This is a genomic window from Bacillus sp. LL01 (assembly GCF_001037965.1).
In genome coordinates, this window is sequence record NZ_LFEL01000020.1 from 1 (window position 1) to 14,635 (window position 14,635).

Sequence of the window (14,635 nt, forward strand, 5' to 3'; positions counted from 1 at the left end):
GACGTGTCTCACCTACATCAGGTAAGACATACCACATGATCTACAACCCGCCAAAGGTTGAAGGTGTATGTGATGTTGATGGTAAGGAGTTAATCCAACGTGATGACGACAAACCTGAAACAGTTAAAAAACGTCTTGAAGTAAATCAACAGCAAGCACAGCCACTTATTGATTTCTATACAGAAAAAGGCTACCTTCGTACGGTCAATGGTGATCAAGATATCACTAAGGTCTTCGAAGATCTAGATGAACTTCTGAAAGGACTCAATGCATGATTATCTGTAAGACTGAACGTGAATTAGAAATCATGCGTGAAGCTGGGAGGATTGTTGCTCTTACTCACCAAGAGTTAAAGCAGCATATCAAGCCTGGTATTACGACAAAACAATTGGATGAGATTGCAGAAAAGTTGATTCGTTCACACGGTGCAACACCCTCATTCAAAGGCTACAATGGATTTACAGGTAGTATCTGTGCTTCAGTAAACGAGGAATTAGTACACGGTATCCCCGGATCTCGAGTGCTTAAGGATGGCGATGTAATCAGTGTTGACATCGGTGCTAAGTTAAATGGGTACCACGGTGACTCCGCTTGGACGTATGCTGTAGGTGCAATTTCTGATGAAGACCAACGGTTGTTGGACGTCACAGAGGCTTCTTTATATAAAGGATTGGAAGAGGCTAAGCCTGGTGAGAGATTATCAAATATTTCTCATGCGATCCAATCATATGCAGAACCACTTGGTTATTCAATTGTACGTGAGTATGTTGGCCATGGAGTAGGGCAAGACTTACATGAAGACCCACAAATTCCTCACTACGGACCTCCAGGTAAAGGACCTCGTCTAAAACCGGGAATGGTTCTAGCGATTGAACCGATGATTAATGCAGGTTCTCGTTATGTGCGCACGTTAGCTGATAACTGGACTGTGGTTACAGTAGACGGTAAAAATTGTGCACACTTTGAGCATACAATTGCGATTACAGAAACAGGGTATGAAATTTTAACAAAACTTTAGGTGTAGGTGATGGGTGAAATGAACGACTCTGGTCCGAGTCCCGGTATCGGTCAAATTGTGCAAATCAAAAAAGGTAGAGACGCTGGCATGTATGCTGTGATCATTGAGGTCATAAATGATCGTTATGTCTTGATTGCTGATGGAGATAAGCGTAAAATTGATCGAGCTAAGAAAAAAAACATCAACCATCTAGAATTGTTGAACTACATGGCTCCTGAAATACGCATTAGTTTTGAAGAAACGGGACGTGTTACGAATGGTAAACTTCGCTATGCACTTAGCGGGTTTCTAGAACAACAACTTGATTTGCTGAAGGAAGGAGAGTAAATTCATGGCTAAAGAGGATGTAATTGAAGTGGAAGGTACGGTTATTGAGCCGTTACCAAACGCAATGTTTCGTGTAGAGTTAGAGAATGGTCACAAGATCCTTGCTCATGTTTCTGGTAAGATTCGTATGCACTTTATCCGAATACTTCCTGGAGATAAAGTAACGGTTGAACTATCACCGTATGACTTGACTCGTGGACGAATCACATATCGATACAAATAAACGTTGCGATTTGCTAGTGGGATCTATAATTAGACTTGCTAGATGTGAATTGAACGATTACAATTAAATGCACTCCGTACCATAAGGAGGTAAACGATAATGAAGGTAAGACCATCAGTCAAGCCAATTTGTGAAAAGTGTAAAGTTATCCGTCGTAAAGGGACGGTTATGGTTATTTGTGAAAACCCTAAACACAAACAAAAACAAGGTTAATATTTAAGGAGGTGCACAGCACATGGCACGTGTCGCAGGTGTAGATATTCCTCGTGATAAGCGAGTAGTTATTTCACTCACTTATATCTTTGGAGTTGGAAAAACAAAGTCATCTGAAATTTTAGCGGAAGCTGGCGTATCTGAGGATACTCGCGTTCGTGATTTAACAGAAGAAGAATTAGGTCGTATTCGTGAAGCAGTTGAAGTTCACACAGTAGAAGGTGACCTTCGTCGTGAAGTATCACTTAACATCAAGCGTCTAATCGAAATTGGTTCATACCGTGGTATTCGCCACCGTCGTGGATTACCAGTTCGTGGACAAAATTCTAAAAACAATGCTCGTACGCGTAAAGGTCCTCGTCGTACAGTAGCAAACAAGAAGAAATAGTAAAGGAGGTCGCATAAAAAATGGCTAAGAAAACGAATACTCGTCCAAAGCGTCGTCAACGTAAGAATATTGAGACTGGTGTAGCACACATCCGTTCAACATTCAACAACACTATTGTGACGATTACTGACACGCACGGCAATGCTATTTCTTGGGCAAGTGCAGGTGCATTAGGATTTAAAGGTTCTCGTAAGTCTACTCCATTCGCAGCACAAATGGCTGCTGAATCTGCAGCTAAAACTGCTATGGAGCATGGCATGAAAGTAATCGAAGTTTCTGTAAAAGGCCCTGGTGCTGGTCGTGAAGCTGCGATTCGTTCATTACAAGCTGTTGGACTTGAAGTTAACATGATTAAAGATGTTACTCCAGTTCCTCATAACGGTTGCCGCCCGCCAAAACGTCGTAGAGTGTAACGAAATCAATCATTGTATAGATTTCCTGAARGTGTCAATAATGGATGAGACGAATGCATTATTGATAAAAAAAGGTGAAACGGTTGGGAACTGCCTAATGGGGATTTCCGGTTAGGCTTTCCTGGCAGTCTACCGGAGTTCGACGTTTTGAAGGAGGGTTTGTTTTAATGATTGAAATCGAAAAGCCAAATATTGAAACGGTTGAAGTTAGTGAAGACGCAAAGTACGGTAAATTTGTCGTTGAGCCACTAGAGCGTGGGTATGGAACGACTCTTGGTAACTCCTTACGTCGTATTCTTTTATCTTCTCTTCCTGGTGCAGCTGTAACTTCAGTTCAAATTGATAGTGTTCTGCATGAATTCTCAACAATTGAAGGTGTTGTAGAAGACGTAACGACTATTATCTTGAACTTAAAGCAGCTTGCCCTTAAGATATATTCTGATGAAGAGAAGACGCTAGAGGTAGATGTTCAAGGTGAAGGCGTGATAACTGCAGGCGATTTAACACACGATAGTGATATCGAAGTATTAAATCCTGATCTGCATATTGCAACTTTAGCTAAAGGAGCACACTTCCATATGCGCCTTACAGCAAAGAGTGGCCGTGGTTACTCACTTGCTGTAGGGAATAAGAATGACGATCAACCGATTGGTGTTCTTCCTATTGACTCTATTTACACACCGGTATCTCGTGTCAACTATCAAGTTGAAAACACACGTGTCGGTCAAGTCACCAACTATGACAAACTAACCCTTGATGTGTGGACTGACGGAAGCATTCGCCCAGAAGAGGCTGTGTCTTTAGGCGCAAAAATCTTAACTGAGCATTTAAACATTTTTGTAGGCTTAACAGATCAAGCACAACATGCTGAAATCATGGTCGAAAAAGAAGAAGATCAAAAAGAGAAGGTTCTTGAAATGACTATTGAAGAGCTAGACCTTTCTGTTCGTTCTTACAACTGTCTAAAGCGTGCTGGTATCAATACGGTACAAGAGTTAACGCAAAAGTCAGAAGAAGACATGATGAAAGTACGTAACCTTGGACGTAAGTCATTAGAAGAAGTTCAAGAAAAACTTGGTGAGCTTGGATTAGGCCTTCGTAAAGAAGACTGATCATCACTAGTATTTCTAACAGATTCTAAATAGGTTTGTGATTGGTTTGAATTTTTTCTTGAAAATCTCTGACTCTTAGGTCGAGAGAAGGTAACAAAGGAGGGAAACGAACATGGCATACGCAAAATTAGGTCGTGATAGTGCTGGTCGTAAGGCTCTTTTCCGTGACTTAGCAACTGACCTTATCATCAATGAGCGCATCGAAACGACTGAAGCGAAAGCAAAAGAGCTACGTTCAATCGTTGAGAAAATGATTACATTAGGGAAGCGTGGAGATCTTCATGCTCGTCGTCAAGCTGCAGCTTTCATCCGTCGTGAAGTAGCTAACGAAGAGACAAACGAAGATGCAATCCAAAAGCTATTCTCTGATATTGCAACTCGTTACGAGGATCGTCAAGGCGGTTACACTCGTATTCTTAAAGTTGGTCCTCGTCGTGGCGACGGTGCACCAATGGCAATTATTGAGCTTGTGTAATTTGAGTCTTTAGAGATTCATTATATGAGGCGACAAAAGGGCTGTACAGGATCTGAGCACGTTACGCTCTGACTCTGGGCCCTTTTTTGTTGCCTTAATTTATGGTGTATTGTTGACCTTTTTGGGGAGGGGTTCGATTGTCTGTTTTTATTAATCTAAAAGAGGTCTCGTTTCAGTATGAGGAAGCGAATGATCTGGCTTTAAAAAATATAACAATCTCCTTTAATCGTAGAGAATGGGTGTCTGTGCTTGGTCGCAACGGATCAGGTAAGTCGACGTTTGGTCGTTTAATGAATGGGTTATTAATACCGCAACATGGAACAGTTGAAGTTGACGGCTTTCAAACGGTTAATGAAGATGATTTATGGCGCATAAGAAAGCGTGTCGGAATGATTTTTCAAAATCCAGATCATCAATTTGTCGCGACAACTGTTCGTGATGATATCGCATTTGGGTTAGAAAATCAGGGAATACCCCGAGATGACATGCTTCAACGTATCGAGAAATATTCCAAGTTAATTGGAGTCGATCATCTTCTTGACTCAGAGCCACATCGTTTATCTGGGGGGCAAAAGCAACGAGTAGCGATTGCTGGTATCATTGCATTAGAGCCAGACATGATTATCTTTGATGAAGCTACTTCAATGCTTGATCCATCAGGAAGAAAAGATGTGATGCGTACAATGAAGATGCTTCATGACCGTGGAGTTGCTATTATGACTATTACGCACGATATGGAAGAAGCAGTTATTGCCGAACGTGTGCTTATCTTTGAAAATGGTCAAATAAAAGCAGATGGTAMCCCCAAAGAGGTTTTCCAATCGAAAGAGCAGCTAGAGAAAGCAGGTCTTAATGTTCCATTCTCTGTTCGCGTGCAAAAAGAGCTTGAAAGAGAAGGGTTTCGCTTTAATAAGTTATCCTTAACAGAAGGAGAGTTGGTTGACGCGTTATGGACATCACATTCAAAGGTGTAGAACATCGTTATATGATCGGTACTCCATTTGAAAAAGCAGCCCTAAACCCAGTTGACCTCTCTATTGCTTCTGGTTCATTTACTGCGATTATTGGGCATACAGGTTCAGGGAAATCAACTTTGATCCAACATATCAATGGGCTTTTAAAACCTAGTGCTGGTGAAATAAAAGTTGGTCCTTATACGATTCGCGCAAATCAAAAAAAGCAATCTTTAAGGGATTTAAGACAGAAGGTTGGATTAGTGTTTCAGTATCCTGAGCATCAATTGTTTGAAGAAACGGTTGCAAAGGATATTTGTTTTGGCCCGATGAATTATGGATTAACTGAAGAAGCAGCTCTGAAACGAGTAAAGGAACTGTTACCCTTAGTTGGTTTAGGGGAAGACTTGCTTGAATCCTCGCCTTTTCAATTAAGTGGCGGACAAATGCGACGCGTAGCCATAGCAGGGGTACTGGCAATAAGACCTTCTGTTCTTGTACTAGATGAACCTACTGCAGGGCTTGACCCTGAAGGAAGAAAACAAATGCTTGAGCTATTTGCTAATTATCACAAGCAGTTTGGTACGACCACTATTCTTGTCACACATCATATGGAAGATGCAGCGAAATATGCAGATCAGTTAGTGGTGATGAATGATGGTGGGGTCGAGATGTCTGGAAGTRGGGAAGACATCTTTAGGCAAACAGACCGTTTATTGGAGATTGGCTTAGATTTACCTGATACAGTCYGCTTCCTACAGCAAATCAAAGAACAATTTCACTTAAAAGAGRTTCCTCTCCTGTTTGAAACGGATGAGGTCATTGATTATGTTTCGAACCTTCTACGAAAGAAGGAGGCTCGCTAGATGTTTCAAAATGTCATTATTGGACAATACGTTCAAGCAGACTCCTTTTTGCACAAGCTAGACCCAAGGTCGAAGCTTGCTAGTGTCTTTTTATTGTTAATTATTATTTTCTTTGCTGATAACTGGCTTTCTAGCTTATTGTTAGTAGGATTTACTGTTATGCTTATGGTCATTTCTAAGGTTCCAATCTTGTTCTTATATCGTGGCCTGCGGCCGATATTATGGCTCGTATTCTTTACTCTCATCCTCCATATTCTCTTGACAAAAGAAGGTCCCGTTTTACTGACACTTGGTCCACTTGCTATTCATGAAGGTGGGATGATGAATGGTTTATTTATTGCAACTAGGCTTTTAACCTTAGTCATGCTGACGTCGCTAATTACGCTGACAACAAGCCCGATCGACCTAACAGATGGATTGGAATCACTGTTCACTCCTCTAAAGAAGGTGGGGCTACCAGCGCATGAGCTAGCATTAATGATGTCGATCGCCTTGCGCTTTATTCCTACATTTATGCAAGAGACTGAGAAGATCTTAAAAGCACAAATGGCTAGGGGAGTCGATTTTAGCTCAGGCCCTATCTCAAAAAGAATAAAAGCGCTACTTCCACTGTTAGTGCCTTTGTTTATCAGTGCTTTCAAACGAGCAGAAGATTTAGCTTTAGCTATGGAAGCTCGTGGCTACCGTGGTGGTGAAGGCAGGACAAAGTTGAGGATATTAACATGGGGGACTCGAGATACAAGTGTAGTCATCATTGCCTTATTAATTGGTGTAGGTATTATATGGTTAAGAAATGGTTAGGTGAGTAATATGAAGCGATTAGCATGTGTGGTCTCTTATGATGGAACCAATTTTTCTGGCTATCAAGTCCAACCTAATAAACGAACAGTTCAACTTGAGCTTGAGCAGGCATTAAAAAAAGTTCACAAAGGTCAACAGACGCATGTAGTGGCTTCTGGTCGTACAGACGCTGGTGTCCATGCCAAAGGTCAAGTCATCCATTTTGATAGCCCTTATCACATAYCTGAAGCACAATGGCCTAAAGCTTTAAATGCTTGCTTACCTGACGATATCCGAATCACTCATGCAAAGTATGTTTCTACAGATTTTCATGCAAGGTATCATACATCTGGTAAAGAATATCGTTACCGTGTCCTAAAGAGCGAACAGGTGGATGTGTTTAGACGGAACTTAGTAACCCATATCCCTTATTCTCTTGATGTCGAGGAGATGAGGGTGGCGGCACAGCTTTTAATAGGCACTCATGATTTTAGTGCTTTTTGTGCAACTAATACGAATGTAGTGGATAAAGTTCGAACGCTCTATGCGGTAGAGATTAAAGAGTATGGCGATGAACTTCATTTTATTCTTCGTGGAAATGGATTTCTCTATAATATGGTACGGATTATAGTTGGAACATTACTTGAGGTTGGGAACAAAAAGAGATCCACTAATAGTGTTCGTATGGCTTTAGAAAAGTGTGAGCGAGAGTATGCAGGAAAAACGGCCCCAGGTCATGGCTTATATTTGTGGGCTGTGCAATACGATGAGCAGTAAGAGGCATTATAAATTTTTTCTAAAACAACGAACCCTAGTGTAACAAGTTGTTGACATTGGGTATTGGATATTATATGATGTTAGATGGTAATTCTAAAACCCACTAGCCCCGGGTTGTAGAATGTTACAAGAGACTTTTGATTTAACAAATGATTTAAAATTTGAAAGTGAACGTATTTAGGAGGGAAATTCATGCGTACAACATATATGGCAAAGCCAAACGAAGTTGAGCGTAAGTGGTTCGTAGTAGATGCTGAAGGCCAAACTCTTGGTCGTCTTGCTTCTGAAGTTGCTTCTATCCTTCGTGGTAAGCACAAGCCGACTTACACTCCGCACGTTGACACTGGTGACCACGTGATCATCATCAACGCAGAGAAAATCGAACTAACAGGTAACAAATTGAACGACAAGGTTTACTACCGTCACACAAATCACCCAGGTGGTTTGAAAATGACTAAAGCTGCTGATATGCGTGCTAACAAGCCTGAGCGTATGCTTGAGCTTGCTATTAAAGGAATGCTTCCAAAGAACACGCTTGGACGTAAGCAAGGTATGAAACTACACGTTTATGCTGGAAACGAACACAAACAACAAGCTCAAAAACCAGAAGTTTACGAACTTCGCGGTTAATCGATAGGGAGGTTATTATCTTGGCACAAGTACAATATTACGGTACAGGTCGCCGTAAGCACTCTGTTGCTCGCGTTCGCCTAGTACCAGGTGACGGTCGTATCGTTATTAACGGTCGTGAATTAGATGAATATTTTGGTCTTGATACTTTAAAGCTTATCGCTAAGCAACCACTAGTAGAAACTGGCGTTGAAGGTCAATATGACGTTCACGTTAACGTTGATGGTGGTGGGTACACAGGACAAGCAGGTGCAATCCGTCATGGTGTAGCACGTGCACTTCTTAAAGTAGATCCTGAGAACCGCGCTTCATTAAAGCGTGCTGGCTTCTTGACTCGTGATGCTCGTATGAAAGAGCGTAAGAAATACGGTCTTAAAGCAGCTCGTCGTGCACCTCAGTTCTCAAAACGTTAATATCGTTTTCAAAAGCTCTCAGCCATTTTGGTTGGGAGTTTTTTGTGTTTGTAAATGTTTGGCCCCCCCGTTTAAAGAAAGCTAGAGAAAATTTATTTTAAGCTGTATGCAGGAAAATAACTTACGCATCAAGAAATGAATTTAATAAGTACGAAAAATAAGCCTAACAAATAAAAGGAAAGGTGGTGGTTGTTCGTGGTCCGAGACCTTACCCTACAACAAATCGCCGAAAGTGTGTCAAGGCCTTTATTAAATGCTTCTGATAAGGAATTGGAAGGTTTTCGAGAAATTATTGAAGAAACGATTAAAGTACGGGAATCTCATATAAATCTAAAAAAACTGGTTGAAAACTATTCTAATTCGAAGATGCAACGTTCTTAATTTAAATAGTTTGTTTATATGTCAAAAGACCTCCGTTGTAGAATTATTCTACACGGAGATTTTTTGTGAGTACTGTTGTTACACTTCTGCTGAGTTTAATAAAAAAACTTCATCTCCTGACAAAATTTCCACTGCATGAGCGATAATCTGAAGCCTCATACTAAATCCAAGATGATAAATGGGAGTGAGGAGAATGGCAGTTGTATCAACATTTACAGAAAAACGACGTGAAAAACAATGGAAATTTGAACGTGGGGTGTTACGGCAATTATCGTTAAAGCAGCTTAAAGAGGATGTGCATGAACATTTTCGACCTGTTGTTCCATTTTATTTTTTGTCACACCCATTTTTACTTGATCCTTGTATGGATATGGCAATCGATGCTTATTTAGTTGGTGCTGAATATGGACGTTTTGGTTATCTGGGTGAATCCATAACGGAGGTTAAAGTACGATGTGAAGATGAATTAACCGATATTTCTTTTTCATTATTTAATTTACTCCAAGGGTGGTTAGGTGAATCAGACTTTCTTTTGGAATCGATCAAGATATCAGCTGATGTGTTCGTCGATCGCTGGTGGGAAAGAGGCTTCCGTGAAGCAGAAAAAAGACATCGCCTGCGCCTTCATTAAAACACGTTCATAATTTCTCCCTTGTCCCAATATATATAAATAGGGGATAAGTGAAGGGGGATATATGATGATAAAGTGGATGAAGGGCGTAGTATTTGCTCTTAGTGTCGTTGGTTTACTTTTTTTAATACAATATCAATTTATAAGTAAAGACTCTGCAACTTGGCACTTACCTCTATCAGGTAAAATTATCATTGTCGATCCTGGACATGGAGGGATTGACGGAGGAGCCGTTTCTAAAGCTGGACTTCTTGAGAAAGAAGTAACATTAGCGATAAGCGATCATTTACGCGATTACCTTCAGGAGGCAGGAGCCTTGGTTTTAATGACGAGAGAAGAAGACCGTGATTTAGCGGCAGAGGGAACGAAGAAAATAAGACAAAGAAAAATTGAGGATTTAAAGCGTCGGGTTGAAATTGTGAATGAGTCTGATGMTGACTTATTTGTGACGATTCACCTTAATGCCATCCCATCACCAAGATGGAGTGGGGCACAGACGTTCTACCACCGTGCTATTCCCGAAAATGAAGCATTAGCTAAGTTTGTTCAGAGTGAAATTAGAACAAATTTAGAGAACACGGAGAGATTAGCGAAACCAATTGATAATATATTCTTGCTTAAAAAAGCAGAAATCCCAGGAGTACTTGTTGAAGCCGGATTTTTGTCACACCCGACAGAGGCGCAGCTGCTTCAAACTGAAGCGTATCAACAAAAAGTAGCTGCTTCTATTTATCAAGGTATTATGAGGTACTATACAAATGAAGAGGAACCCCTCTCCTAAAGCAGAAGTATGCAAACGGATTCACGGTCCTTTCACAGAATATGCTATACTAGGCATATAACTGGTTAAAGGATGGTGTTCATATTGGTAACGGAAGCTACAATAGTCGAAGCCTTAAAACGAGTCAAAGATCGCGATCTAAATAAAAGCATCGTCGAAACGGGCGGTGTTAGAGAAGTAAAAGTTAAAGGTGGAAATGTGAGCGTGAAAATCGCTCTTGCAAAGACAGGCACTGCTGAACAGATGGAAGTTCAACAAGAGGTGGTAAATGTCCTTAAAGGAGAAGGCGCAGACTCAGTGGGTCTTCGTTTTGAGGAGCTTACAGAACAAGAGTTGAAAAGTGTAGGTGGTTTAAAGGAAGCTGCCTTTGAAGGGCCATCCATACTTGCACCAGATAGTCCTACGACCTTTATTGCTGTAACAAGTGGAAAAGGTGGGGTAGGGAAATCTACAGTTTCTGTTAACGTAGCAACAACCCTCGCTAGACTCGGTAAGCGTGTAGGGATTATTGATGCGGACATCTATGGCTTTAGTGTACCAGATATGATGGGTATTGAAGAACGCCCTAAAGTGATTGCAGATCGCATTTATCCTGTTGAACGCTTTGGAGTAAAAGTCATTTCTATGGGCTTTTTCGTAGAGGATAACGCTCCAGTTATTTGGCGTGGCCCGATGTTAGGTAAAATGTTAAACCAATTCTTTGCCGACATTGAATGGGGAGAGCTTGATTATTTAATTCTTGATTTACCTCCGGGTACGGGAGATGTTGCTCTTGACTTACATACGATGCTACCACATTCCAAAGAGATTTTAGTGACGACACCACATGCTACTGCTGCGTTTGTCGCTGCACGTGCTGGAACGATGGCTATTAAAACCCATCATGAAATTTTAGGTGTTGTAGAGAATATGGCTTATTTTGAAAGTAAAACAACGGGTGAGAAGGAATATGTGTTTGGTCGTGGTGGTGGAGAACGACTTGCAGAAGAATTAAAAACTGAAATTCTTGGACAAATTCCACTTGGCCAACCTGAGATCGATGAAAATGATTTTGCCCCTTCTATTTATGCAGAAGATCACCCGAATGGTCGTATTTATAAAGAAATTTCGGAGAGAATTATTTCAAAAATCGAACAGTAATAAAAAAAGAAGCCTGAAATGGCTTCTTTTTTTATCCTCCAGATTGTTGACCGCCACCACCACCGCTATTACCACCTTCTTGTGGCTGATCTTCCTCTTGTTTCTTTTGTTCTTCTTCGGCTGCGGCTGGATCTTGTTTTTTCATTTGTTTTTCAGCTACTCCAGACAAGATTTCACTGATTTTCGCAGTGAAATAAGGGCTTTCAAATGCTTCGGACATGATTGTCATTACTTGTTGTCTATATTCTTTTGATTTCATCACTTCTAGAACGGTATCTTCCATTTCTGGATTTTGTAAGACTGTGATCATCATGCCTTGATATTCGGGATCCTTCATAAGTCCTTTTAACATTTTTTCGTTTTCTGTTTGCATACTCTCAGCAAAAGTTTTCGCAAATTCAGGGTCTTTCATCACTTCTTGCCAAAAAGCTCTGCCTTGTTCAGATGTTAATGTTTCTTGAATCGTTTCTTTAACGTAAGCATTATCCATTACTAATTCATGGCGCATTTCTTCTTCATTCATAATTTCTTGGATGGCTTGTTTACCTTCATCTGTTTTAAGCATATCCACCATCATCTTTTTAGTGCCTTCATAATCAGTGTTATTGCCACCACTACCTTCAGCAGTTGCGCAGCTGATAAGTGTGAGTACCGTGACGCACACAATCAATACATGAAGAAGTTTTTTCATGATAGCTGCTCCTTTCTTTCGCTTTGTCATTAATTTGAGATATTTTATAAAAAAATATGCATGACTAATCRTGAACAGCTGGCATTTTTGAAGCGTGATTGATACAATCATGTCAGTATGTTTAACGATCTTGGAGGAAATGCCAGTGAATAGTCGGAAAGTAGTTTATTTGTTTTTCACTACGTTGTTAGTGGGGAGTATAAGTGGTGGAATTGTAGGATTTATTATTGATTTTGATGTGTATACAAATGGTGACTTAATGAATATGTTTGTAGGGGTCATCTGGTTGCTTGGAATTAGTGCTGCTTTCAGTCTAATTAGTCAAATGGGGTTTTTTGCTTATCTTACCCTTCATCGATTTGGACTCGGGCTTTTTAAATCGGCAAGACTGTGGAATCGGGTWCAAGTTGTCGTCATTGCTTTCGTTGTAWTTGATCTTATTTATTTAAGGTACATTGCCTTTGCAACAGAGGGTGAGAATGTCTTTCATTATGCTATCATGCCTATTCTATTATTAGCTTACGGTTTAGTGATAGCCTACCTTAAAGCTAAAGAGACAAATCAAGGGGCTTTTATTCCGGCGTTATTTTTTATTGTTGTCGTAACGACAATCGAATGGGTTCCTGCTTTAACGGTAAATGATCCTAAATGGTTGTGGATGTATTTTGCGCCGCTTATTGCAGCTAATACATGGCAGCTGCTAATTTTACATCGATTAACGAATCAACCTAACACAAAAGCTCGAGCATAGATGCTCGAGCTTTTGTATTGTTTACTTGATTTCTTCACTATTCGCTTCTGTGCTAGCCATTAATTCTTCTACTGAAATAAAGGTAAATCCTTTTTCCTTTAATTGATCAATAACAATTGGCAGAGCTTTATCTGTTTGTTTTACAGAATCTGAGGCATGAAACAGTAATACATCTCCAGATGAAGTATGACTCATTACATTATCCACAATTGCATCAACCCCTGGATTTTGATAATCAAGAGAATCGACGCTCCAATGAACCACGCTATATTCTTGTCTTTCTGCCAAAGCTAAAACACGTTTATCAAATGCTCCGTTTGGTGGTCTTAATAAAGTTGGCTTTTCCCCAGCTAATTCTGCAAGTACTTGTTTGCTACGGATCAAGTCTTTTCTTACYTTTTCATCTTCCCAACTCGTGTAATTCTTATATTGATACCCATGACTTCCAATCAAATGTCCTGCTTCTTTTATTTGTTTAACTAAGTCAGGATAACGCTCAGCCCAAGAGGCAGAGACAAAAAAAGTAGCTTGATCGACTTTCTTTTGTGAGAGTACTTCTAAAATAGGGCCAACTTGTTTATCACCCCAACTAAGATTAAACGTTAAAGCTATTCGGTTATCATCTGTTTCTGCCCGGTAGAAAGCCTGTGGACCTTCTGATGTTGAAAAGACAGGTAGTTGGGCTCGTTCGATATAAAGAAACCCTGCAGCAAAAAGTGCCATCATGACAATAATAGATAATTGCTTGATACGCTTAGCGTGAAAAACCCAAATAAACTTCATTAAATATCCCCCTCGTCCACCTTTTAGGATAAATTTATGCAAAGTATTAGAACATATGAATAAAATCCTTCCGTTTAGAAAACAATTTAGTTAGATGCACATGTAAGATATAACCATATTAGGAAGTTGAGTATATAATACTGTTGAGTCTCTAAAGGTTGAGGTGTTGCTTGTGTTAGGTTTTTTGTTAAATGGCAAAGAAGTAATTGAAATTGAATATATGCTTAAAAGAGAAATGGAAGAACTGTTATTAGATTTATCTGATCCTCGGATTGATGAAGTTGTCAAAAGAGCAATGGAGGAGAAGTACCAAATCGTTTATGGGATCTATAAGCGTTTTGTTCCCCCAAATGAAAGTGTAAAATATATGCTCCAAAAGAATAAGAAGAATACACAATAGAAGAAAAGGGCAGAAGCCTTTTTCTTTTTATTTATAAACTGAAATAAACAAAAGAAATCTAGGTAGAATATAATAGAATAATCATTGACTTATAAAAATGGACATGCTATATTAGTAAATACCGAAAGGGAGCAATAAACCCCTTTAAAAAATATTTTTAAAAAAGTATTGACTTCATCATTAGATATACGGTAAGATGATCAAGTCGCTRTAAGAGCGGCRRACAAGTTCTTTGAAAACTGAACAAAAGCCAAGCGAAATAGAGATACATGATATCTCGTCAATTTTTAAAACAAGATGCTAGCGTATCTTATGYAAKTGAGCTTAATCAAACACTTTTATGGAGAGTTTGATCCTGGCTCAGGACGAACGCTGGCGGCGTGCCTAATACATGCAAGTCGAGCGGACTGATGGGAGCTTGCTCCCTGATGTTAGCGGCGGACGGGTGAGTAACACGTGGGCAACCTACCTGTAAGACTGGGATAACTC

The 14,635-nt window shown here is 40.0% G+C and carries 22 protein-coding genes and 1 rRNA gene; 21 read left to right on the top strand and 2 right to left on the bottom strand.

Annotation, left to right across the window (positions count from 1 at the left end; genetic code table 11):
- From AB685_RS21550 to AB685_RS21640, 18 genes are all read left to right on the top strand, one after another.
- On the top strand, positions 1–275 hold a 275-nt coding region (locus AB685_RS21550), incomplete at its 5' end, for a nucleoside monophosphate kinase (RefSeq protein ID WP_047972649.1).
- Positions 272–1,018 (top strand): type I methionyl aminopeptidase, encoded by a 747-nt coding sequence (map, locus tag AB685_RS21555; protein ID WP_047972650.1) that lies wholly within the window; start codon positions 272–274, stop codon positions 1,016–1,018. The genes AB685_RS21550 and map, both read left to right, overlap by 4 nt.
- A gap of 18 nt (positions 1,019–1,036) precedes the next feature.
- Complete coding sequence (locus tag AB685_RS21560) at positions 1,037–1,345, top strand: KOW domain-containing RNA-binding protein (protein ID WP_047972669.1); 309 nt, start codon at positions 1,037–1,039, stop codon at positions 1,343–1,345.
- 4 nt (positions 1,346–1,349) lie between these two features.
- Positions 1,350–1,568: a translation initiation factor IF-1 gene (infA, locus tag AB685_RS21565; RefSeq protein WP_010896341.1), complete on the top strand. Its 219-nt coding sequence runs from the start codon at positions 1,350–1,352 to the stop codon at positions 1,566–1,568.
- 99 nt (positions 1,569–1,667) lie between these two features.
- Positions 1,668–1,781, top strand: a complete 114-nt coding sequence (gene rpmJ / locus AB685_RS21570) for a 50S ribosomal protein L36 (RefSeq protein ID WP_003322638.1) — start codon at positions 1,668–1,670, stop codon at positions 1,779–1,781.
- A gap of 22 nt (positions 1,782–1,803) precedes the next feature.
- On the top strand, positions 1,804–2,169 hold the full coding sequence (gene rpsM, locus AB685_RS21575) for a 30S ribosomal protein S13 (protein ID WP_047972651.1): 366 nt from the start codon (positions 1,804–1,806) through the stop codon (positions 2,167–2,169).
- Between the two features lie 20 nt (positions 2,170–2,189).
- Positions 2,190–2,582, top strand: coding sequence for a 30S ribosomal protein S11 (gene rpsK / locus AB685_RS21580; protein WP_047972652.1), 393 nt, complete (start codon positions 2,190–2,192; stop codon positions 2,580–2,582).
- 167 nt (positions 2,583–2,749) lie between these two features.
- Positions 2,750–3,694: a DNA-directed RNA polymerase subunit alpha gene (locus AB685_RS21585; RefSeq protein ID WP_047972653.1), complete on the top strand. Its 945-nt coding sequence runs from the start codon at positions 2,750–2,752 to the stop codon at positions 3,692–3,694.
- Positions 3,695–3,806: 112 nt separating this feature from the next.
- The gene (gene rplQ / locus AB685_RS21590; protein WP_047972654.1) at positions 3,807–4,169 is read left to right on the top strand and encodes a 50S ribosomal protein L17; all 363 of its coding nucleotides are present in this window, start codon (positions 3,807–3,809) and stop codon (positions 4,167–4,169) included.
- Between the two features lie 137 nt (positions 4,170–4,306).
- Positions 4,307–5,143, top strand: coding sequence for an energy-coupling factor transporter ATPase (locus tag AB685_RS21595; RefSeq protein ID WP_047972655.1), 837 nt, complete (start codon positions 4,307–4,309; stop codon positions 5,141–5,143).
- On the top strand, positions 5,119–5,988 hold the full coding sequence (locus tag AB685_RS21600) for an energy-coupling factor ABC transporter ATP-binding protein (RefSeq protein WP_047972656.1): 870 nt from the start codon (positions 5,119–5,121) through the stop codon (positions 5,986–5,988). The genes AB685_RS21595 and AB685_RS21600 overlap by 25 nt, the downstream gene beginning before the upstream one ends.
- Positions 5,989–6,789, top strand: a complete 801-nt coding sequence (locus AB685_RS21605; protein WP_047972657.1) for an energy-coupling factor transporter transmembrane component T — start codon at positions 5,989–5,991, stop codon at positions 6,787–6,789.
- A gap of 9 nt (positions 6,790–6,798) precedes the next feature.
- Positions 6,799–7,545 carry a tRNA pseudouridine(38-40) synthase TruA gene (truA, locus tag AB685_RS21610; protein WP_047972658.1) on the top strand — a complete coding sequence of 249 codons (747 nt, stop codon included), beginning with the start codon at positions 6,799–6,801 and terminating at the stop codon, positions 7,543–7,545.
- A gap of 192 nt (positions 7,546–7,737) precedes the next feature.
- Positions 7,738–8,175 (top strand): 50S ribosomal protein L13, encoded by a 438-nt coding sequence (gene rplM / locus AB685_RS21615; protein WP_047972659.1) that lies wholly within the window; start codon positions 7,738–7,740, stop codon positions 8,173–8,175.
- A gap of 20 nt (positions 8,176–8,195) precedes the next feature.
- Positions 8,196–8,588: a 30S ribosomal protein S9 gene (gene rpsI, locus AB685_RS21620; protein WP_047972660.1), complete on the top strand. Its 393-nt coding sequence runs from the start codon at positions 8,196–8,198 to the stop codon at positions 8,586–8,588.
- Between the two features lie 574 nt (positions 8,589–9,162).
- On the top strand, positions 9,163–9,600 hold the full coding sequence (locus AB685_RS21630) for a YbaK family protein (protein ID WP_047972662.1): 438 nt from the start codon (positions 9,163–9,165) through the stop codon (positions 9,598–9,600).
- A gap of 67 nt (positions 9,601–9,667) precedes the next feature.
- Positions 9,668–10,381: an N-acetylmuramoyl-L-alanine amidase CwlD gene (cwlD, locus tag AB685_RS21635; protein WP_047972663.1), complete on the top strand. Its 714-nt coding sequence runs from the start codon at positions 9,668–9,670 to the stop codon at positions 10,379–10,381.
- 84 nt (positions 10,382–10,465) lie between these two features.
- Positions 10,466–11,521 (top strand): Mrp/NBP35 family ATP-binding protein, encoded by a 1,056-nt coding sequence (locus tag AB685_RS21640; RefSeq protein WP_047972664.1) that lies wholly within the window; start codon positions 10,466–10,468, stop codon positions 11,519–11,521.
- Positions 11,522–11,552: 31 nt separating this feature from the next.
- Here AB685_RS21640 and gerD read toward each other — a convergent pair whose 3' ends face one another.
- Positions 11,553–12,212 carry a spore germination lipoprotein GerD gene (gene gerD / locus AB685_RS21645; protein WP_047972665.1) on the bottom strand — a complete coding sequence of 220 codons (660 nt, stop codon included), beginning with the start codon at positions 12,210–12,212 and terminating at the stop codon, positions 11,553–11,555.
- 145 nt (positions 12,213–12,357) lie between these two features.
- Between gerD and AB685_RS21650 the strand changes: the two genes are divergently transcribed.
- Entirely contained in the window at positions 12,358–12,963 is a 606-nt protein-coding gene (locus tag AB685_RS21650) for a KinB-signaling pathway activation protein (RefSeq protein ID WP_047972666.1), read from the top strand.
- 21 nt (positions 12,964–12,984) lie between these two features.
- Here AB685_RS21650 and pdaB read toward each other — a convergent pair whose 3' ends face one another.
- Positions 12,985–13,746, bottom strand: coding sequence for a polysaccharide deacetylase family sporulation protein PdaB (gene pdaB / locus AB685_RS21655; RefSeq protein WP_047972667.1), 762 nt, complete (start codon positions 13,744–13,746; stop codon positions 12,985–12,987).
- A gap of 172 nt (positions 13,747–13,918) precedes the next feature.
- Between pdaB and AB685_RS21660 the strand changes: the two genes are divergently transcribed.
- Together AB685_RS21660 and AB685_RS21665 are read left to right on the top strand one after the other, a co-directional pair.
- Complete coding sequence (locus tag AB685_RS21660) at positions 13,919–14,146, top strand: hypothetical protein (protein ID WP_047972668.1); 228 nt, start codon at positions 13,919–13,921, stop codon at positions 14,144–14,146.
- Positions 14,147–14,483: 337 nt separating this feature from the next.
- Positions 14,484–14,635 (top strand): 16S ribosomal RNA (locus tag AB685_RS21665); the annotation flags it as partial.

Bases quoted from the DNA above. Each gene is read 5' to 3' on its own strand.
- AB685_RS21605 (WP_047972657.1), top strand. From the start codon at position 5,989: ATGTTTCAAAATGTCATTATTGGACAATACGTTCAAGCAGACTCCTTT.
- AB685_RS21585 (WP_047972653.1), top strand. From the start codon at position 2,750: ATGATTGAAATCGAAAAGCCAAATATTGAAACGGTTGAAGTTAGTGAA.
- infA (WP_010896341.1), top strand. From the start codon at position 1,350: ATGGCTAAAGAGGATGTAATTGAAGTGGAAGGTACGGTTATTGAGCCG.
- AB685_RS21630 (WP_047972662.1), top strand. From the start codon at position 9,163: ATGGCAGTTGTATCAACATTTACAGAAAAACGACGTGAAAAACAATGG.
- rpsK (WP_047972652.1), top strand. From the start codon at position 2,190: ATGGCTAAGAAAACGAATACTCGTCCAAAGCGTCGTCAACGTAAGAAT.
- rplQ (WP_047972654.1), top strand. From the start codon at position 3,807: ATGGCATACGCAAAATTAGGTCGTGATAGTGCTGGTCGTAAGGCTCTT.
- map (WP_047972650.1), top strand. From the start codon at position 272: ATGATTATCTGTAAGACTGAACGTGAATTAGAAATCATGCGTGAAGCT.
- gerD (WP_047972665.1), bottom strand. From the start codon at position 12,212: ATGAAAAAACTTCTTCATGTATTGATTGTGTGCGTCACGGTACTCACA.
- rpmJ (WP_003322638.1), top strand. From the start codon at position 1,668: ATGAAGGTAAGACCATCAGTCAAGCCAATTTGTGAAAAGTGTAAAGTT.
- AB685_RS21560 (WP_047972669.1), top strand. From the start codon at position 1,037: ATGAACGACTCTGGTCCGAGTCCCGGTATCGGTCAAATTGTGCAAATC.
- rpsM (WP_047972651.1), top strand. From the start codon at position 1,804: ATGGCACGTGTCGCAGGTGTAGATATTCCTCGTGATAAGCGAGTAGTT.
- rplM (WP_047972659.1), top strand. From the start codon at position 7,738: ATGCGTACAACATATATGGCAAAGCCAAACGAAGTTGAGCGTAAGTGG.